19 protein-coding genes are annotated in these 19,930 nt (G+C 36.3%); 6 read left to right on the plus strand and 13 right to left on the minus strand.

Features of this window, described 5'->3' with window-relative positions:
* Window positions 1-34: 34 nt before the first annotated feature.
* The 8 genes from WC747_00270 to WC747_00305 all read right to left on the minus strand — a co-directional run bounded on the left by WC747_00270 (window position 35) and on the right by WC747_00305 (window position 6,162).
* On the minus strand, window positions 35-346 hold the full coding sequence (locus WC747_00270; protein ID MFA5998441.1) for a hypothetical protein: 312 nt from the start codon (window positions 344-346) through the stop codon (window positions 35-37).
* Between the two features lie 16 nt (window positions 347-362).
* Complete coding sequence (locus WC747_00275; GenBank protein ID MFA5998442.1) at window positions 363-1,208, minus strand: ParA family protein; 846 nt, start codon at window positions 1,206-1,208, stop codon at window positions 363-365.
* Window positions 1,209-1,414: 206 nt separating this feature from the next.
* Complete coding sequence (locus WC747_00280) at window positions 1,415-2,248, minus strand: hypothetical protein (protein MFA5998443.1); 834 nt, start codon at window positions 2,246-2,248, stop codon at window positions 1,415-1,417.
* A 73-nt stretch (window positions 2,249-2,321) separates the two neighbouring features.
* Complete coding sequence (locus tag WC747_00285; protein MFA5998444.1) at window positions 2,322-2,594, minus strand: hypothetical protein; 273 nt, start codon at window positions 2,592-2,594, stop codon at window positions 2,322-2,324.
* A gap of 71 nt (window positions 2,595-2,665) precedes the next feature.
* On the minus strand, window positions 2,666-2,971 hold the full coding sequence (locus tag WC747_00290; protein MFA5998445.1) for a hypothetical protein: 306 nt from the start codon (window positions 2,969-2,971) through the stop codon (window positions 2,666-2,668).
* A gap of 394 nt (window positions 2,972-3,365) precedes the next feature.
* A complete protein-coding gene (gene ndk, locus WC747_00295; GenBank protein ID MFA5998446.1) occupies window positions 3,366-3,776 on the minus strand; it encodes a nucleoside-diphosphate kinase in 411 nt (136 codons plus the stop codon).
* A 17-nt stretch (window positions 3,777-3,793) separates the two neighbouring features.
* Complete coding sequence (locus tag WC747_00300) at window positions 3,794-5,647, minus strand: 30S ribosomal protein S1 (GenBank protein ID MFA5998447.1); 1,854 nt, start codon at window positions 5,645-5,647, stop codon at window positions 3,794-3,796.
* A 131-nt stretch (window positions 5,648-5,778) separates the two neighbouring features.
* Window positions 5,779-6,162, minus strand: a complete 384-nt coding sequence (locus tag WC747_00305; protein ID MFA5998448.1) for an iron-sulfur cluster assembly scaffold protein — start codon at window positions 6,160-6,162, stop codon at window positions 5,779-5,781.
* A gap of 78 nt (window positions 6,163-6,240) precedes the next feature.
* Between WC747_00305 and WC747_00310 the strand changes: the two genes are divergently transcribed.
* Entirely contained in the window at window positions 6,241-7,395 is a 1,155-nt protein-coding gene (locus tag WC747_00310; protein ID MFA5998449.1) for a hypothetical protein, read from the plus strand.
* A gap of 88 nt (window positions 7,396-7,483) precedes the next feature.
* Here the strand turns inward: WC747_00310 and WC747_00315 are convergent, their stop codons facing one another.
* The 4 genes from WC747_00315 to WC747_00330 form a co-directional block, all read right to left on the minus strand.
* Window positions 7,484-7,774, minus strand: coding sequence for a hypothetical protein (locus tag WC747_00315; protein MFA5998450.1), 291 nt, complete (start codon window positions 7,772-7,774; stop codon window positions 7,484-7,486).
* 90 nt (window positions 7,775-7,864) lie between these two features.
* Complete coding sequence (locus tag WC747_00320) at window positions 7,865-8,149, minus strand: hypothetical protein (protein MFA5998451.1); 285 nt, start codon at window positions 8,147-8,149, stop codon at window positions 7,865-7,867.
* Window positions 8,150-8,161: 12 nt separating this feature from the next.
* Entirely contained in the window at window positions 8,162-10,120 is a 1,959-nt protein-coding gene (locus WC747_00325; protein ID MFA5998452.1) for an insulinase family protein, read from the minus strand.
* Between the two features lie 38 nt (window positions 10,121-10,158).
* Complete coding sequence (locus tag WC747_00330) at window positions 10,159-10,779, minus strand: pitrilysin family protein (GenBank protein MFA5998453.1); 621 nt, start codon at window positions 10,777-10,779, stop codon at window positions 10,159-10,161.
* Between the two features lie 95 nt (window positions 10,780-10,874).
* On the opposite strand from WC747_00330, the gene WC747_00335 reads away from it, so the two are divergent.
* The 4 genes from WC747_00335 (at window position 10,875) to infB (ending at window position 16,977) form a co-directional block, all read left to right on the plus strand.
* Complete coding sequence (locus WC747_00335; GenBank protein MFA5998454.1) at window positions 10,875-12,008, plus strand: ComEC/Rec2 family competence protein; 1,134 nt, start codon at window positions 10,875-10,877, stop codon at window positions 12,006-12,008.
* 50 nt (window positions 12,009-12,058) lie between these two features.
* Entirely contained in the window at window positions 12,059-13,513 is a 1,455-nt protein-coding gene (locus WC747_00340; protein MFA5998455.1) for a clostripain-related cysteine peptidase, read from the plus strand.
* A gap of 474 nt (window positions 13,514-13,987) precedes the next feature.
* Window positions 13,988-15,052: a transcription termination factor NusA gene (gene nusA, locus WC747_00345; protein ID MFA5998456.1), complete on the plus strand. Its 1,065-nt coding sequence runs from the start codon at window positions 13,988-13,990 to the stop codon at window positions 15,050-15,052.
* Between the two features lie 29 nt (window positions 15,053-15,081).
* Entirely contained in the window at window positions 15,082-16,977 is a 1,896-nt protein-coding gene (infB, locus tag WC747_00350; GenBank protein MFA5998457.1) for a translation initiation factor IF-2, read from the plus strand.
* A gap of 323 nt (window positions 16,978-17,300) precedes the next feature.
* Here infB and WC747_00355 read toward each other — a convergent pair whose 3' ends face one another.
* Window positions 17,301-18,164 (minus strand): deoxyribonuclease IV, encoded by an 864-nt coding sequence (locus tag WC747_00355; protein MFA5998458.1) that lies wholly within the window; start codon window positions 18,162-18,164, stop codon window positions 17,301-17,303.
* Window positions 18,165-18,292: 128 nt separating this feature from the next.
* Between WC747_00355 and WC747_00360 the strand changes: the two genes are divergently transcribed.
* Window positions 18,293-19,930, plus strand: a 1,638-nt coding sequence (locus tag WC747_00360; GenBank protein ID MFA5998459.1) for a hypothetical protein, incomplete at its 3' end; no start/stop codon positions are given.

The following is a 19,930-nucleotide window of genomic DNA, read 5'->3' on the forward strand; positions in this document are numbered from 1 at the left end:
TTATTTTTTTATACTAAAACAATCTAAAAATTACTTATGCTGTTTTTTGCTTTCTTTTTTCGGGAACCGATCTTACTTTTTTGTTTGCAAAAAATTGCTGACACATTTCGTCAAACACATCTTTAATTTGCAACCGTTCCCAGTACGCATACGATTTAATTTTTTCAAGATAGTCTTGTTTGAGTATAAACGTTGCACGAATTAAATCATCTTGAAGCCCACGTTTTGCAGCTGGAACTTGATAATCCATACTATTTTTAAACAGTGGCATTGTTTTATTTTCTTTGTCTGCCCGCTCTGAAATCCACTCTAAACCTTTTGGTATTGCACCAAGTCTTTTTTTCATCTTCATCCTTTAAATTTTATTGCTGAACTTGTTTTTGCACACTCAACGGAGCATTCATAAGACGAATTTCTCGATTAAGAAATTCTTTGCAAAGCAAATCATAATCATAACTTCCCAAACTGTTTTGATTGTATTCAAAAATAGTTTGTCCAAAGCTTGGTGCTTCAGCAATCGCAATATTTTCATGAATTTTAGTTGCAAACATATCGTTGCCAAATCGATCCTGCAAACAAGAAAGCACTTCGTTGTGAATTTTGCGACGATTAAATCGTGTGCAGAGTACTCCGCCAATTTTGAGTCGTGGATTAAAATTTTTCTGAATCATAGCAACCGTATCCAACAGTTGACCAACGCCCTGTAATGCAAAAAATTCTGGTTGCACAGGAACAATAAGTTCATCTGCCGCTACGAGCGCATTGATCGTCATCAAACCTAAGCTTGGCGGACAATCGATGACAACGTAATCGTAAGCAAGCGTCAGCTCACCAAGAAGTTGTTTCAATAAAAGTTGTTTATTGGGCAGTGCGCGCACAATTTGATCGAAACCAGAAAGAGCAACTGTTGCCGGAATAACATCCATAACAAATGATTTATTTTTGTTTTTTATTGTGCTTTCTATGATCGTGCGTTGGATAATTGTTTGCTCAAGTGCGCATTGGCGAGTCAGCAATGCAAGCAGGTCACACGTTACGTCGCCAGACTCTCTGCACGTAAGACCTAAGGCCACTGTTGCATTACCTTGCAAATCTGCATCGATTAACATTATTTTTTTTCCAGCACGCGCAAGTCCGGCTGCAAAATTGACTGATGTTGTTGTTTTTCCAACTCCACCTTTTTGATTTAAAACTGCAATAATTTTCACAAATTCTCCTTCTTCGCCTCGGCGTAGTTTTTAACGAAGCCGGGTGTTTTTCATCATTATGATAATTATTATTTTTTCTAACACGCTCACCTGTGTAAATCAATATTTTTTATATTTTTTTGAATTCTTAGTACATCAAGGTTACAGATAGTACCTTGATGATTGAGAGTACTTTGTGGATTTTGTATACATCGTAACGAGACGACCTAATCATCGTTTTTTTTATTTTTGAAAAATGCCATCGTAACCAACCAATGAACTTTTTTATCAAGCTCAATAAGTCGTTTTTGATCATGGTCAATTTCATACCGAGGCAATTCATACTCATAAAAATAAACAATTCCTGGTAACTTGCATGAAAAATTTTCAAAGTTTCCTAATTTTTTTTCTGAAAAATAGTCCTCTATTTTTAAAAGATGTTGTGCAATGCAAGGGTGATGCAAATCACCATGAGTTGGATACTCATTGCGCAGCAACACAGAAATATTTACCATGCGCTCGCTGCAATTAAAGCAACGCTGAAATGCCAAGTTAACCGGCTGCACATAGTCACCAAATGAAAATAGATTGTAAAATGTACCGATTACTGACATGTCGGGAAAGATTGTGCCAGTTGAGTCAACAGGAACGCCCAGAGCGTAAAATTTGTTGATTTTAAAACAATTGTTTTTATGTGAAACATTTTTCGACAAAATCATTGAGGCAAGAATTCCAACTGTAACTCCATGGCTATGGCCAACTAAAATCACCTCGTCGTACATTGAAATTATTTTTTCCAAATTTTGGGCTGCGCGTAGTTGAGATTGGTACCCTAATTTTCCAGACCATTGAAAAGGGACAATTTCATCAACAATTTTTAACTCAAGCGCAGAACTTTGTAACGCTTTAAAAAAATCACCTTCAGGTTGGTACCACGATTCATCTTTAGCCCAAGTGCCATGAATAATAATACAAGCTGACTTTGTATACATTGTAAACTGTAAAAACAAAGTCACTATAAAAAACAGAGTAACGAAAGCAATAGGTCGAGAAATATACATAAAAAAAACTCCTCAAGTTTATACAACTTGAGGAGTTTAACATAATCAAATGTTTGAAAGTATGTCTTTTATTTTAATTATTTTGATTCTGTTTTTTTGCATTTTCTACGACAGAACCTACATCATACCCAAGGTTGTATCCTACATAACCAAAAATAGTTGCTTGTATTAACGGAACAACCAAACAACGAACTACCATACCTTTATTTGCATGGCGAAGCGCGTCTGCCACAGCATGCCTCGTATTATTTGCATCCAAGCCAGAAAGAAGTCCTATAAGATAACCACACTTAGCATACGTATTTTTTGAAAATCCATTGTTATCTGGCTCAGCAGATATTGTCATCCCAGCTAAAAGAAATAATGTTTATAGTAATTTTTTCATCTAATTTTCCTTATATAAAGATTAAGTTTTTATTAAAAAAGATTCCAATATCCTGCAACTCTAACATATGGTGCGTAGCTTGGAGCATTATAAACCGGTTCATAAACTGGCTTACAGACTGAAGCTCTGTAGAAGCAACGATGAGGTCTGCCAATTCTACAGTTTTTGCACATATGTCTGCCATAGGCGCATCTAGTATGCGTTACAACGACTGCTCGCTGATACCTAAGCCTAGGCTGCTGAAATGGAAAGAATCCTCCAAATTCAACAAAAAAGGCATTTGCAAAAGATGTCGATAAACACGTTACAAGCACAATTGACAATATTGATTTTTTCATATGCTCCCCCCAAACAGATTTATGTGATAGTATAAAAAGCTTATCACAATAGGTTTTTTTGGTCAAAAGGGGGGTCTGTTTCTGGAGCCAAACTTTGATTAAATCAAGACTTTCAAAGCCATAGTAGATTATCTACAACGCTCAATTAAAAAATCTAAAGTCATTATGAACATTATTTGATAGAGGTGTTTATAGCCCATCAAGAAGGAATGCTTTTAATAAAGCTATTTTGCCAGTATAAGCGCAAACAAAATTACTGAGCATAAATTGAAAAATTATTCTTAACTTTCGTCCAACATGCACTAACAAATCTAAGCTCCGCAATATGCAACAATTTTATACGAAGAAAGGGTGCCACAAGGGCACCCTTTCTGTTAGTTCAAGTTAAAAGAAATTATTTACAGCAACCGCCGAAAAATATTTTCAATTCTCGAGCAGCACTTGCTAAAGAATCTGAACCATGCGTTGCATTTTCTCCAATGCTTTTTCCAAAGATCGCACGGATTGTACCAGACAATGCTTGTGATGGATTTGTTGCACCCATCAAATCACGCCAAGCTAGTACCGCGTTATCTTTTGAAAGCTTCATAATGATAACTGGAGATGATGTCATAGATTGAACCATTTCACCAAAAAATGAACGTTCTTTGTGTTCAGCATACAACTCTTGCGCTTGCGCTGGAGAGATTGTAATTTTTTCCATAGCTACAATTTCAAAGCCAGCAGCTTCAATCATATCAATGATTTTACCGCTTTCTTTGTCAGCAACAGCACGAGGCTTAATAATCGCAAATGTTTGTTCCATGTGTAAATTCTTTCAGATTATTTTTTTGCTTTTTTCTTTTTGCTGTCTTGTGCGCCTTCAAGTGACTCTTCATTTTGACGAGCCGCATGTTTTTCAAGCTCAATTTGTAGTGATGATTTCATACGTGGAGCTGATGAAGCTTTTTCAACGTAATCTTCTTCTACTACTTTTACTGGAGCTTTTTTCTTAGGCTGTTGTTGCTGTTGTTGTTTTACAACTGGAGCTTGTTGGTCTTGCGCTGTAGCCTCTAGCTTCAAGCTTAAACCAATTTTGCGTTCGCCAGCATTAATATTAACAACGCGAAGTTCATGAGTTTGGCCAACTTCAACAGGGTTTTCTTTACCTTGTTCTAGATCAGAATTATAGATCAAACCTTCAACTTTATTTGAAAGTTTTACAAATGCGCCGTAGTTACCAATTTTGGTGACTGTGCCCATAACTCTTGACCCAACTGGCATTTCTTTATCAATTGTTTTCCAAGGATCTTGTGAAAGTTGTTTGATACCAAGAGCAACTTTTTTGTGATCTTCGTCAACTGAAAGGATAACCGCTTCAACCTCTTGTCCTGATTTATACAAATCGCTTGGGTGAGCAATATGCTCAGTCCATGACAAGTCTGAAACGTGAACCAATCCGTCAACACCTGGAATAATTTGAACAAAAATACCGAAATCAGCAATATTAGTAATTTTACCTTTAATGCGATCGTCTTTTTTGTAATTTTCTTTAATTGTTGTCCAAGGATCTTTTGATAACTGTTTAATGCTCAAAGACATTCTACGGTTTTCAATATCTAAAGATGCTACAAGCACTTCAATTTCTTCACCAACTTTAAATCTATCTTTCAAGTTTGAAATACGATCAGTCCATGAGATTTCTGAAATGTGTACCAAGCCTTCAACGCCTCTTCGAATTTCAACGAAAAGACCGTAATCAGCAATACTTGCAACATGACCTTTGATGATTGATCCAACCTGAATTATTTTATCAATATCCTGCCATGGATTATCGCCAAGTTGTTTCATGCCAAGTGAAATTTTACTGTTGTCTTTATCAATAGAAAGAACTTTAACAGTAACGTTTTCACCAATTTTTACTAATTCGCTTGGATGAGAGATTCTACCCCAAGTCATATCAGTAATATGAAGCAATCCGTCAACTCCGCCAACGTCAATAAATACACCATAGTTGGTAATGTTTTTAACAGTACCCATGATAACTTTATCAACTTCGATAGTATCAAGAATTTGTTTACGAGATTTATCACGACATTCAGAAAGATATTTTCTGCATGAGATAATAATGTTGCCACGTTTTTTATTAAGCTTAACGATTTCAGCAATAACTGTTTTTCCAACAAAATTGTCAAAATCTGTAACGCGATATAAGTCAACTTGTGATCCAGGCAAGAATGCCGGAACGCCAACGTCAACACTTAGTCCACCTTTGACTTTGTGTGTTACCACACCTTCAACAGGTTTGCCTTCTTCAAAAAGCTTAGTAATACGATCCCATGAGCGAACTATTTTCGCATTTTCATAAGAAAGAACTACATCACCATTAATGTTTTCTAGTTCATCAATGATCACTTCAAGATCTTTGCCGACAGCAATATCGCGCATTTCTTGTTCTGAGAATTCATATAGCGGGATAATTCCGTTTGATTTGTACTTGATATCAACAAGCACACCGTTAGAATCAATTGCTATAATTTTTCCGGTTACCAATTGACCAGAGTTATATTTACTTACTTCGCTTTGGAATAGATCTTCCATAGACTGCTTTTGTTCAGCAGAAAGATTCATATCATCGTTTGATGGAAGGATCCAAGCTCGAGCAAATTGTAATGGTTTTATTCGTTCTTTTGACATACGTGTTTCGATACAATTTTTATCTTCCTAAAAATTGCAAAATGTTAATGAAAGTAGATATTTTATACTTTTTAAGGGTATCAGGTTTTACCCGAAAATTCAAATTTTAAGCCCACAGAAGGGACTTTTCTTTACTTTTTATACTCAATGATACCTTTTTGAAGTGCCATAATTGATAAAAGACCGCATCGTAGACGATTGAAACCAAGTTTGACTCCTAAAAGTTTTTCAACTATTTCTTCATCCAGTCTTAAAGCCTCATCAAGACTCATGCCAATCACAAAATCAGTTAATTTTGATGCCATAGCCATACTTAAAACACAGCCAGAACCTTCAAAAGTTACCTTAAGCAGCTTGCCATCAACTATAATTCCAGAGATTTTAACCGAGTCCCCGCAAGAAGGATTGTACTCGCCTGAAACAAAATCACACTCCAACAAAAGGCCATAATTTCGTGGGTTTTTAGAGTGATCTACCAAATCATGTTTGTATAAATCGAGCATATTGTTATTCATATTTTTCTAAATTATTGCTTTTATAAAGCATTTTCCTTTACTCTCAACTCAAAGAGTAAGTCAAAAAACGGGGGATTTATGAAACATTTTCATGTTTATTTAGTCGTGTCACTTCTTAATATATCATATTTCAATCTATATTCCATGGAACCATCGGTATCATCGTCTTTGCTGGTACCTGTTTCTTCATCGCATCGATCAATTCGCAGAGCAAGTACAGCCATACAGACTTTTACACTAAGTGTAACGCCTCGAGAAATGACGCCTCAAGAAAATACGTTTAGCTCTTCAATTAATCCTTTAGCAGCTATAGGTAGTAACTTAGTAGTCAGATCTTCAAATCAAAACATACCTTTAACCGTTCAAACTCCAGCCATTCAAACACCAGAAGGATCTCAGAGATCATTAATGGCTAAACCCTCTGCTACAGCAGAAGATCCAGATGCTTCTGAAGATCTAAGTACTTCTAACGAATTAAAGCGACCGACAGATTTCCGTACATCAATTCGTAGAGTCTCTTCCACAATTCAAGCGCTCAAAGCTTGTGGTATGAAACCACAAACCTTACAACCGCTAGAAAGTTCAGATGCAATTACAACAGGCAACCAAGCAATAACTTCAAGCTCTGACGATGCAAGTTCTCAACGAGTCTCAAATCAATTTCTATCGCCACTTATCAAATTCGCTGAGCCTGCAGTGTTGGCTGCCGGAGCAGCTTATGCAGGATCGCTAGTCAATTCACACCTGGCCAGAACACCTACACAACAAAAACGATTTATAACTGGTCTAGAACCTTTGGCAGCAGGAGCAGTATGGAGTGCAGGGTCTGCTGTACTTTCAAGCGCAGTGCCACTTTGTATCGGTGCTTATGGCTTATACAAACTTAACAATTTTATACATTCTGGATGCGAGCGTGATAAAGAAAAGCTAGCAGATGAATTTAAAAAATTACTAAACGATCACAAAGCATCTACTGATACTCGACTTGATACGTATGCTGCTCAAGTTAGTGGTGTTTTACAAGAAGTTGGCGCTGCACTAGAAGATACAGGAAATTCTTTAGAGCAAGTCGCTACCATTGTAGAGCAAATGGCCCCTGCGGGTGATTTAAGCATCATTAAGTCAATTCATGCCCAAGCTGCTCGTCTTCAAAATGTTGGCCAAGGAGCACAGCATCAACAGTCAACAATTCCCAAAAAGGAAAAAGCTTGTTGTGACTGTTGCATACAATAAAGTTGTTTTTTAAAAAATAAGCAAAAAAAAGGGCACTTTATGAAAAGCGCCCTTTTTAGATAAACGTTTTATTTTTTATCTAGATCTTTTAGTAAGATGCTTTTTTTACATCTTTTTTTACTATGCCATGCACATCTTTATTGTGCTTGTCATTCTCAGATTTTGATTTGCTTATCTTGCCGCATGTTTTGCAAACAATTTCTTTTTTCACAGATTTTTTCTTGTCATCATGTTTCACAGATTTTTTATGATCTTTTTTAACCTGTTCTTTTTTAGGTTCTTGTTTAACAGGACGCTGTTCTTCTTTTTTAGATTTCTGGCAACCAGCTAACGCTGACAAAAGAACACATACTGTAATAACGCTCATCAACTTTTTCATACTTTTCCTTTTTATAAAAAGAATATAAAGAATTTACTACAAGCAACTCTAAGAAAAAAAATCTTCTTTTTTCAAGAGACTTGTGCTTTTTTACTTTTTAGGCTGTTGCAATCTGCCGTTTCGACGAAGTTTTACATTTTTTGAAAGTTCTTCTTTTTTGTAAGCAACAACTGCGTGTGAATTATTTTTATTAAGAAAATAAGAAGAAGGAATTCGGTAGCATTTGGTATCATTTTTTGCTGCACGCTCTCCACTGTTCACAATTGAAATCAAAACATTATCAACCAAAGTGTCAACCAATCCGTTACCAATAAAAATGCCAGCAAAAACATTGCCAGAAGCACACGCTAAAAAGAAAAATAATAGTTTTTTCAAAATAATCCTTTTTTATACTCGACCTATTTTAACACATACCAATTTGTCACGTTTTAAATATTTATTAACAGAGTCTTTCATATGACCTAATTTCATCGCACGAATAGTTTCAATGCGCTGCTCAAAATAATTCTGAGGCAATCCATACTTTTGTAAGAATAAAAACGTTGTTGCCATAGTTTCATTTGATTCAAAAAGCGCTGGAAATGAATTAATCACGACTTCTTTTGCTTCATCAAACTCTTGCTCTGTCACCGTATTAACTGCGCTGTCAAGGCAGTGAGCAACAGCCTCCTGAGCTTCTGCAAGTCTATCTTTTGAAACAATCGTTTTAATAAAAATCATACCTGGTTGTTTACCAGCCATGCTTACAACTGAACCACCAATGGTATAAAATAGTCCACTCTGCTCTCGCAGGTCAAACAATTTAGAACTCATACCACCAGTTAAAATTTGATTAAACACCAATAAATCGTCGTACAATGGATGCAAGCGATCGACCGATAGTCCAGCAAAGGCTACAACAATTTGGTCCCGATTTTTCTCAATGTTTATTTCTTCATTTGTTGCTGGCGCAAGAACTGGATAAACTATATCGTCAACAGGCTCTCCTGACCACGATCCTAGTAATTTTTCAACATCTGCCATAATGGTTTTTTGATCAAAATTACCAACGATTGCTATGATTGCCTCGCGAGGAGAAACCATTTTTTTATAATACTCAAAACAAATATCTCGAGTAAGTGTATTCAAACTTTCCTCTGTTCCCCATGCCATTTTTCCATATGGATGTTTCCCGTAAATCTTTTGTGCAGCCACTTGACCTATGCAATTTTTAGGCGTGTCCCAAAACTGTATCAATTGTGATTTAATTTTATTTTTAATGCGCTCAAAATCAGCAGGATTAAATTGTGCAAGTTGCAGCATTTCACTTAAAAGATCTAAGCCTTTTGTCTGGTCGGCCGATAGCATTGTGACTGAAATACTTCCAGCATTTGCGCTAATTGAAATACCATACGACTCAGCTTCTTTGGTAAATGTAGATGCAGGATATGACTTTGTTCCTTCAAGCATCAACTTTGCCACTAAGTGCCCGATTCCTTCTTGGCCAGCAGGGTCATAATGGGAATTTGCCTTGTAAATGAGTGAGCTTTCAACAATATCAATATCAGCATTGTGATGCAATAAAACCTTTAAACCATTTTTCAAAGTTATAACTTGTGGAACTGGGTACGATTGACTGTGTAATTTTTCAACTTGAATCGTATCAACATACGATCCTGGAGCAACTGGAGACGTACGTTCTTTTCCAAATAAAATTTTGCTATCAAGTTTATCAGATTCTTCTTGAAGTTTGTTTAAATATGCATGATCAGCAGCCGGTGCTTTTACAACTTTTCCTTCATGACACAGTGTTGCGCGGAAATACTGCTGCAAAAGATCTTGCACGTCTTTTGAAATCGTATTTTCATCATAATTGCAATACGTAAATGGATATTCTTCATCATTTGTTGCGGTAAAAGATTTACCGATTGCATACGCTTGTTTTTGCACATCTTCAAGTAAGTGTTGGTAGTCAACTTGTGCAAGTTTTAAAGCTCTGCGAAGTTCCTGCTCAGGAATTCCATTTTGAGATAAATCATTAATTTCTTTTAGAATAATTTCTTTAATTTCTGCAATATCAGATTCTTTTTTAGGCTTGAATTCAATAAAGAAAATTTCTCTATCAAATAAATCATAGCTCATCGCATGAACTGAAAGCGCAAGCTCTTTTTCATCAACTAAAATTTTATGTAAACGAGAGCCTTTTCCGTTAGCCAAAAGGTATGCTAAAAGATCATATAAAAATTCTTTTTTATCTGCAGCGCCTGGCGTTACAAATGCGAGCATACAAGTTGCCTGTGCAACATCACGGTAGATTGTAACTGATTTAGATTGTAATTCTTCGTTGATAAAAAAATCAGATCGCACAATGTCTGCGCCACGCGGTATATGACCAAATTCTTTTTCTACTTTTTAAAAGCTTGCTCAGGATCAACGTCGCCAACTATGACAAGTGCTGAATTTTGCGGAATGTAATATTTTTTATAAAAATTAACGAGTGTTTGTCGCTGCAAACTCCATAAATCTTGTTTATAACCAATAATTGGATAATGGTATGGATGCGATTCAAATATAATAGAAATCAAGCTATCGGCAAGTGTCCAGGTGAAATCATCACGATACATTTTAAGCTCTTGAATTACCGCCTTAACTTCAGAATTCATATGGTCTTGCTCAAATGAGCAATTTTGCATACAGTCAGCAAAAACTGGTAGTATTTTTTCCCAATTTGCAACAGGTAGATCAAACAAGTATCCAGTGTAATCAAAAGATGTAAATGCGTTTGCATACCCTGATAGTTTTTGCGTAATCATGTTGATGTCAGATTCGGTAAGCATCTTTTCGGTACCTTTGAAAATCATATGCTCAATAAAGTGAGCCATACCTTTTTCACCCGCTACTTCATGCTTTGAACCAACGTTATACCACAACTGTAATGAAACTTTTGGAGCTAATTTTTTTGGACAAACCAAAAGGGTCATTCCATTACTTAAAACATATTTAAAAACTCGTTTACGGTTTTGCATATACCACACTTTTTATATTTGAAATTTTCATAATTCGTCATAATTTATACTGGTAATCATAGAGAAAAAAACAGTTTTTGCTATAATTACCAATTATGAATACAACTTTTGATTTTTTTTACGCTGTCCCCTTTACGCAAATTCTTTTAACGATAACGCTTACAACAATCATAACGATTCTTGCACTCTTCAATGGTTGCTGGTTTGTTATTCCATGTTTTTATGCAACGTTACTAGGCTATTTTCTCTACAAAAAAAATAGCTCATATTTGTTCATTTTGTCTCTGTGTCTTATTTTTTCTATCGCAACATTGCTCAAAATTCAACAACAATATAAAAATTATCACTCGCATGAAAATTTTTTCAAAAAACACGTAACCCTTGACGCAACAATCTTACAAGTAAGTGAGTCAAGCCTTAACAAAGAGCAAACAACACTTCTTTTAAAAACTAAAACTATCTACGGCGCTGACAAGCAAACTTTGTCTCTTCCGCAAAATATTCTTGTTTTTTTACCAACCAAGCGCGCTCAAAAACTTAAAGAGGGACAAGAAATAACAGTTTCCAAATTGGAACTTTTGCAGCCAGAACGAGGCTGTCCATACGAATCTTATTTAATAAAAGAAAATATTTGGGCAACTGCGTCTATAGCATCACAAACCATCAACGTTACCAAGCAAGCAAACCTACCATTATATAAAAAATGTTTTAATCTTTTTTCAGCTCATCTAAACAAAAGCACAGCAAGTCTTTATAACCCGCTTTTTTTAGGAAAACGAGAAAAAAACCTAAGCACAATTTCCATTCAGCATAACTCTATGTATTGGGGTATTGCGCATCATATGGCTCGTTCAGGAATTCACCTAGTCACCATTTTCGGACTTCTCATGACAACGCTTCATTACGCACGCGTCAGGCACTCTTATCGCTATTTACTTGGCGCTCTTTTGTCTATTGGATACTTTCAAATAACATTTTCAAGCATCTCTTTTATTCGTGCTCTTCTTATGATTCTTTTTCAAATGTTTAGCAAAATTAATAAATTTACTTATTCAAGCGTTCATGCTTTAACGATGACCACGCTTATGGTGCTTATGTATAATCCTCTGCAAATTTTCTTTTTAGATTTTCAGCTTAGCTTTGGCGTGACATATATTATTATATGGCTCTTTCGCACCAAATACGCTAAAACAGTTGCCTTTGATCAAAAAAGTCTCGTACGTTCCTAAAATATATACCACACAATAACGCAAAGCGTATTTGTAAAAAAGGAGCTCATATGAAGCGTATTTTAGACAGAAAGATCATTGCTGCTTGCACTCTTACACTGTTTTACTCATCACTTTGCCATGGCCGACTAGATGGGCGACTCGTTTCGCCAGAAGAACTTTTCGATCTCGCAATCGAAGCTCAAAAAGAAGAAATTTGCATAGACCCAACAAATGAAACTCGTTTTGTAAATCCAAAAAAACGTGTAACTTTTATGAATTATATGGCTGCTGATAACGATTTAAACTATTTCGCATGGAAAAACTTAAAACAAATGGAGCAAGTAGGATCAAACGAACATATTTCAATTGTTGCACAGCTCAATACACCAGGCAGTCAAAATCCAACCAAGCGTTACGTTGTCAAAAAAGGTCGAAGACTTTTGGTACAAGATGAAAATAATCCAACTCAAAAACTTAACAGCGGAAGTCCTCATACACTTATAGATTTTGTAAAATGGGCCGTAACTCATTATCCAGCCGATGAATATGTTCTCATTTTATGGAACCATGGATCGGGTGATATTGATCCAAACTTTGCACGCACCATTAATCCATGCGATCTGTTCTATGAAAACCCAATAGATAACATGCTAGAAATTGATAGGGGAACAAGCTACATGACGCTTATGTATCAAGCGGCACTGCAAAATATATTATCAGAAGGTAAGCGTGGAATTTGCTTTGATGATACTTTCAAAAGCTATATCAACAATCAAGATTTAGAATTTGCTCTTCATGAAATTTGCACCAATATTTTAGGTGGAAACAAACTAGGCATTTTAGGTTTTGATGCTTGCCTTATGTCTATGATCGGAGTGGCTTCTGTTGCAAAAAAATATGCTCAATACATGGTATCGTCTCAAGAAGTTGAGTATGGAACCGGTTGGAACTACGAATTAGTGCTCAGACCGTTTTTACAACAAGCCCTAAACTCAAGAGAATTTGCACAGCACATCGTTTTATCGTATGAACAAAATTACAGTAAAATTATTAACGATTATACTATGTCAGCTCTTGATTTAACACTGACTGAATCACTAGAACAAAACATACATGAAGTTGCCAACCTGCTTCATGGGGCACTTAAAAGCCAAAGCAATCATTGCGTCTCAGACATCTTACGAAAGTGCAAGTCAACTCAATATTGCACCTGCTTTGATGAACCGAGTTACATTGACCTAGCACATTTTTATCAAAACTTACTACAACATGTTCAACATATACACATCAAAGACAGACAGGACGAGGCAAGGCTTCAGACAGACCTATGCAACGCAATAATGAGCGGGCTTGATATAATCCCTTTATTTGTCATTGAAAATCGTGTTGGGGCAAAATTACGCAAAGCTCAGGGTATCTCGATTTATTTCCCAGAGCATTCCATATCGCAAAATTATTTGAAATCACCATTTGCACTATCAAACCATTGGAGTTTTCTGCTCTCGCGATACATCATGGGATAAAAATAAATCAATGTGGATAAGTGGTGGATAAGTGGTGGATAAGTGGTGGATAAGTGGTGGATAACTCACCCCCCTATCCCCTACCCCTCTTTCAAAACAGGCTCCTAATGCGCGTATCAAGGTGTTAATCCATCCAATAAGCCCTCTAGGAGCGGACAAACGTACTACCCCCTATGAGTTATCCCCATAGTTATCCACCACTTATCCACATAGTTTTATTTTTAAAAAAGTCGATCTAACTAACAATAAATGCCTGCCCGGAGGCGAGTTATCCACATAGACACCCTTCACCTATTACTATAAGATATAAATATATATATAATAATATTACTCTTGAGCTAAGCACACACCAAAAAGCGGTCAGGCATCTTAACACTTTTCATTTTTATTTTTTTTGGTATTATATTTTATGTGTCTATCAAAAAATATCTCTAAGAAATTTGTAATTCTCAAAATCGGGGTCCTTGTTATAAAATGTTAAATAAAGTTATTGCAGAGCTTGTTGATGAAAAAGGTTTGGATCAAGCTTCTCTTCAAAGTGTAATTTGCGAAGGCATTTTAGCAGCATTCTCTAAGAAATATCCCGAAGCGATTTTGAGAGTTTCTGTGAATAAAAAAACAGAATCGATACTCATTGAGGCTGAAAAAACGGTCGTATCGAGCGTTGAAAATCCAAATATCGAAATAACGCTTAAAAAAGCAATGGTCTTGCAAAAGGGCGTTACTGTTGGTGACAAGATCTGGGTTCAGTTTGAAGAAACAGTTGGACGTGTTGAAATTTTAAAAGCGCGTCAAGTTATAGCTGCAAAGCTGAAAGATATCGAAGCTCTTAGCATTTATGATGCCTTCAAGGATAAGCAAGGCGCTATTGTTCAAGGTGTTGTTCATAAACACGAACAAAACGGTACGCTTGTTATGCTTCGAGATACTTTAGCATTCCTGCCAAGATCTTTATCTATTCCAACTGAAACGTATGTTACGGGTCGTCCGATTCGAGCGCTTCTTAAAACCGTGCACCAAGAATATCGTAGCACTGGTCAACTTATATTAGACCGATCTTCTGCTGAGTTTTTGGCTCGTTTGCTCGAGTTAGAAATACCAGAAGTTTATGATAAATTAATAGAAATTAAAGCTGTTGCTCGTCGCGCTGGCTATAAGAGCAAGGTGATTGTGGCTCAGAATGATCCGAATATCGACCCTGTCGGCACATGCATTGGTGTTGGTGGTGGAAGAATTAAGCCAATTTTAAAAGAGTTGGACGGAGAAAAAATAGATATATTTTCATGGGGAAATTCTAAAGAAGAGCTAGTTGCTCTTGCTTTGCGTCCTGCGGAAGTAAACAGAGTTGAGTTGATAGATGATAAAAGGGCTCGTGCCTGGGTTAGTGATGATCAACGAGCGCTTGCAATTGGTAAACTTGGACAAAATATTGGCCTAGCTTCAGAGCTATTAGGTCTTGATATTGAGCTTGTTTCTTCTGGCCACGGGCTTGAAGAAGTAGGTTTGGGTTCTAATGATACTACAGAGTCAAATTTTTAAGTTTTTGCTATTTATAGAGTTGTTGGTTCATGCGAATTAAAGATTTTTCTGTTCAGTTTGGTGTCTCAGTCAATGAGCTTGTTGCTATTTTAAAAGAGCGTAAAGCTGGTTCATATGGAGAAGACTTTGTTTTAAGCAATGATCAGCTAGGTTTTTTAAGAAAACGATTCAATCATGTTGAATTTGTTAAACCTTTTAGTCATGGACTTGCAGCCCAAGAAAAAGTTGTTGTACAAGATATGACGGTCGGCGAACTTGCAGATCGCTTAAAGTGTTCAGTTGCTGGTTTAATTCTTCAGCTATTAAAGCGTGGAATACTGGCAAATAAAAATCAAATTGTAAAAAAAGAAAAAATTACTGCATTCCTTACGGATTTAGGCGTTCCTTTTGAGGAGTTTAAAAACGATTCAGAAGGCGTACTTGAAAAATTTATAGAAGCAAAAAGTTCTTCTGGAACAGAGCGTCGATTGCCAACGGTTGCCGTTGTGGGTCACGTTGATCATGGTAAAACTACACTGCTTGATTTTATTCGCAAAGCACGAGTTGCTGAAGGCGAAAAAGGCGGAATTACACAACACGTTGCTGCATACGAAGTAGTTACTAAGCATGGAAATTTGGTATTTTTAGATACTCCTGGTCACGAAGCATTTTCTTTGATGCGTGAACGTGGTGTTTTAATAGCAGACTTGGTTGTTTTAGTTGTTGCGCTTGATGATGGCGTAAGACCGCAAACAATAGAATCTATAAAAGCAATAAAAAGCTTTGGTGCGACAACTGTCGTTGCCCTTAATAAAATTGATAAAGTTTCCTCAGATAGAATTGATATTGTAAAACGTCAATTAACTGATCAAGGGTTGTTGCCTGATGATTGGGGCGGAGAAACTCCGTATGTTGCAATTTCTGGGAAAACAGGTCAAGGCGTTGATGAATTATTAGAAGTTATTCGCTTGCAAGCTGATATTCTTGATTTAAAAACAAGTTCGACCGATAATGCCCGCGGATTTGTTTTAGAGTCTCGCATTGAACATGGTCGAGGAGCTGTTGCAACCGTAATTTTGCAGCGTGGTACGATTTGTCGTGGCGATCATTTTGTCTGCGGTTCTACCTACGGCAAGGTTAGCTCTATGAAAAACTATCTTGGAAAAAATATTGAATGCGCTGGGCCTTCTGTGCCAGCACAAATAGCAGGGTTTTCTGCTCTTCCTGTCCCGGGAGATATCTTTGAGCTTGTCTCAGATGCTATGGCAGTAAAAAAACATAAAAATATTCAAGTAAGATCTATTGCCGACGCTACAAAGGGTGGTCAAGAAAAAATTGAAGGTGAAGGCGGAATTAATGTTATTTTGAAAGCGAGTACAATTCTTTCAAAAGAAGCACTTATTGCAAGCATCACAAAGCTCAACCTTGAACAGCCTGAAAAAATAAAAATTGTTGATGTTGGCGTTGGTGATATCAATGAAAACAATATAGAGCTTGCGACCACAACAGGATCCATAGTGTATGGTCTTGGCGTTAAGGTTAACAAGGGCGTTAGCAATGCAGTCAAAAAAGACGTAGTGATTAAAACATTTGATATCATTTACAAATTAATCGATGACGCAAAAGAAGCTGTTCTTAAAAGTCATATAAGAAAAATTGAAGAAAAATTATTGGGCATTGCTCGCGTTAAAGCTATCTTTAAAATTAAATCAGTTGGTACTGTTGCCGGAGCTGCTGTTGAAAGTGGACAACTTTTACAGGGCGGAAAAGTTAAAATTTATCGCGATAAAGAAGTTGTTGGTCGTGGCGTTATTAGAACGCTTCAAAAAGATCGCAACAAAGTGTTATCAGTTTCAGAAGGAAGCGATTGTGCTTTTGCGGTTGAAGGCTTTTCTAGCTGGAAAAATGGCGACGTAGTACAACACATTATGGAAATCATTACATAACTGTCTTAAAACTTGTTGCTTTCGTGCAACTTTGTTGCGCAAGAGTTAAAACGTATGCCTGCAGCAGCTTTTTCGTTGTTGTTGCAAAAAAGAAAAAAAATTTTTTTTGTCATCATGAATTTGAGGAGATAGTATAACAACTGTCTCCTTCCTTTTTTTGATAGTAAGGTAGTATGGTTGGAGAACTGCTTATTGTCGATGGTGGTGTTTGCTCTTTTTGGTTAGGGGGCATTGGAATCCACCATCGATTTTTTTTATCAAAATCGACAACATTAGTTGTCGTCCCAGGCTTGAACTGGGATCCAGCATTAAATCGTCATTATTTAATCGTTAAAATAATTCACCAAAGTCGCAAGATTTTTTTTGATATCTTCAAGGCCATGTTCCTGTGGCGTTTCTAAAATTTTTGGAATATCAGAAAATTTTTTATCCTTCAAAAGAAGTGTAAATGCTTTTGCTCCAATTTTTCCTTCTCCGATATGTTCATGTCTGTCGACCTTTGTTCCTAAATCTTTTTTTGAATCATTGATATGAAAAACTTTGAGTTTTTCTAGGCCAATTGTTGCATCGAAATGTTCCCACATTTTTTTATAAGATGCAGGGGTGTCAAATGTGTATCCAGAGGCAAATGCATGACAGGTATCAAAGCAAACTCCAATATGTTTTTTATGATTAATATGCTTGATGATTGTTGCAAGTTGCTCAAAAGTGCATCCGAGCACAGATCCTTGTCCGGCCATTGTTTCTAAGAGAAGCGTTACGTGCTTAGGCTGTGCCTTTTCTAAAGCCTTGTTTATTTGATCTGCTATGAAAACAAGAGATTGCTGCTCATCTTCTACGTGCTTGGTTCCTGGATGTAGCACAAGATATGGAATTTTTAATGCTTCACAGCGTTGTAATTCATCTACAAGAGCCTGCACAGATTTTTCTACGGTTTCATGCGTTGTTGAACCAAGGTTTATTAAGTAAGCCGCATGAGCAACAACAACCTGTACAGTTGAACTTTTTTGTTGCGTTATAAATGATTTAATCGCATCTTGCGTGATTGGATTGGCTTTCCATTGACGATTGCTTTTGGTAAAAATTTGAACGCAAGATGCGCCTACTTCTTCTCCGCGAGCAATAGCTTTATCAAAACCCCCTGCAATTGAAACATGAGCACCAATTAAAAGATTTTCTTTTTTCATCAGAATCCTTATTAAAACGATAGAATGACCTTCTATTAGTTTGACAAAAATACGGTTTTTGTGGATAGTATTATCAACGTTGTACCATATCTATCAGAAAAAAATCTTAATTTTTTGGATAACTTTCTATGAAGTCTTTTACAGTCAAGTATTCTCTACGGTTTCTAATTATTTCTTACTTCTTTTTTGGTGCCACATTTGGCGCTGATGCTAAAAAAAATGATCTTGCCAAAAGGCTACAAATAAAAGCAGAAGATATTACGTTTGTATTTGGTGGAAAATATAAACAAGAGTATTACGGTGCAAGCAATTTAGGGTTTTTAAATAGTGCAATTGAAACTGATTCATCATCATTTTTGCGAACTACAGCAGATTATTTTGCAGACATTCTTTATGGCGAGATAACAAGACCGCGCGTTATGTTTCATGATACTTTACGATTTCGTTATAAGTGGGGTGGACCTACTGAAGTAAAATCTTTTGATGGATTACTCGATGTTGGTGGTGTGAAAATTAAAGTAAAGGGTACCAATGCTAATAAACATTTGTTATGGACTCGTGAAGCTTGGGTAAAACTTGCTCTTGGCAATCTTGATTATCCAAACAATAACTTCGTTCAAATTGGACTTTTAGATTATCAGGTTGGTCGTGGAATTAGTTTTGGTTCTGCATACAATGCTGAAGGATTTTTAGGATTTGCACCAGGGTACTCAATTGATCAGTTTGCTCCGGCAGTTCTTCTTAGTTTAAATCCAATTGTTGAGACTTATACGTGTGAACTTTATACCGCTCTCCTTGAAAGTAATAATGGCTCTTATACTTCCAACGTTGAGTCAATTCGCACTAATGAAATAGGTGCATGTCCACAACGTGGTCTTGGTCGTCACTCATATATAGTTTTAATAAATAATAAAATTAAACTTTTAAATGGTGCAAAACATAAGTTAGATGTTGAGCCGTATGTTGTGCATCAAGCAGCTCCTGATCAAGATTTGGAATTTCTTAATGATATCGACTCATATTTAACAACATATGGTTGCTCTGTTGAAGCAGTACGCGGCCGATTTAATTTCGGAGGAGAGGTTGCTGTTAATACAGGTGAGAACGATATTAAGCCATGGGATCGAAATACTATAAATCTTGTAAGAAATGATCAAGGTTTTGTTACAGCGCAATATACAAAAGTTTTTATTGAAGATCCAAGTACAACCACATCTCCAAAGCGTGCATATGTAACTGATGCGAATGCCGCAGCTGTTAAAAATTCACCAAGAGATTCGAGTTTAAACGGAAAACAAATCGGAGCTGATTTATTTAACAAAGTTGATATTAGCGCAAATCCAGTAACTCCTACTCCATACAAAAATTTGTATAATTCCTTTGATCGTTTTAGACCAAAACAAAGACAAATTCTTAGTGGATATTTCTTTGTAGCTGATGCTTCATATGAATTTATTGAAAAAGTGTTAACTGGTTCTTTTGGTGTTGGATACGCATCTGGTTTTATTGATCAACTATTAGATGCTAATAAATTAACACAGAATCAGCTTATGAATCGGAAGTTTACAGGATTTATTCCACTGCAATCTGCATATCAAGGAACAAGGCTTTCTCATTTGGTTATATTTAACACAGGGGTTCCTCGTTTTAACATTAAAGTTCCAGGTTCAATGGTAACTAATGCCAATTTCACTAAATACCTTCAGTCTGACGGTATTAACGAAATGACTAATATTGCGTTCGTTGGATCTCGATTTAGCTGGAAT

Source organism: Candidatus Babeliales bacterium, from assembly GCA_041660205.1.
Taxonomy (GTDB): domain Bacteria; phylum Babelota; class Babeliae; order Babelales; family Chromulinivoraceae; genus JACPFN01.

Bases quoted from the DNA above. Each gene is read 5' to 3' on its own strand.
- nusA (MFA5998456.1), top strand. From the start codon at position 13,988: ATGTTAAATAAAGTTATTGCAGAGCTTGTTGATGAAAAAGGTTTGGAT.
- WC747_00270 (MFA5998441.1), bottom strand. From the start codon at position 346: ATGAAAAAAAGACTTGGTGCAATACCAAAAGGTTTAGAGTGGATTTCA.
- WC747_00355 (MFA5998458.1), bottom strand. From the start codon at position 18,164: ATGAAAAAAGAAAATCTTTTAATTGGTGCTCATGTTTCAATTGCAGGG.
- WC747_00315 (MFA5998450.1), bottom strand. From the start codon at position 7,774: ATGAAAAAGTTGATGAGCGTTATTACAGTATGTGTTCTTTTGTCAGCG.
- WC747_00340 (MFA5998455.1), top strand. From the start codon at position 12,059: ATGAAGCGTATTTTAGACAGAAAGATCATTGCTGCTTGCACTCTTACA.
- WC747_00290 (MFA5998445.1), bottom strand. From the start codon at position 2,971: ATGAAAAAATCAATATTGTCAATTGTGCTTGTAACGTGTTTATCGACA.
- WC747_00285 (MFA5998444.1), bottom strand. From the start codon at position 2,594: ATGACAATATCTGCTGAGCCAGATAACAATGGATTTTCAAAAAATACG.
- WC747_00305 (MFA5998448.1), bottom strand. From the start codon at position 6,162: ATGAATAACAATATGCTCGATTTATACAAACATGATTTGGTAGATCAC.
- WC747_00310 (MFA5998449.1), top strand. From the start codon at position 6,241: ATGAAACATTTTCATGTTTATTTAGTCGTGTCACTTCTTAATATATCA.
- infB (MFA5998457.1), top strand. From the start codon at position 15,082: ATGCGAATTAAAGATTTTTCTGTTCAGTTTGGTGTCTCAGTCAATGAG.
- WC747_00300 (MFA5998447.1), bottom strand. From the start codon at position 5,647: ATGTCAAAAGAACGAATAAAACCATTACAATTTGCTCGAGCTTGGATC.
- ndk (MFA5998446.1), bottom strand. From the start codon at position 3,776: ATGGAACAAACATTTGCGATTATTAAGCCTCGTGCTGTTGCTGACAAA.
- WC747_00330 (MFA5998453.1), bottom strand. From the start codon at position 10,779: ATGCAAAACCGTAAACGAGTTTTTAAATATGTTTTAAGTAATGGAATG.
- WC747_00280 (MFA5998443.1), bottom strand. From the start codon at position 2,248: ATGTATATTTCTCGACCTATTGCTTTCGTTACTCTGTTTTTTATAGTG.
- WC747_00335 (MFA5998454.1), top strand. From the start codon at position 10,875: ATGAATACAACTTTTGATTTTTTTTACGCTGTCCCCTTTACGCAAATT.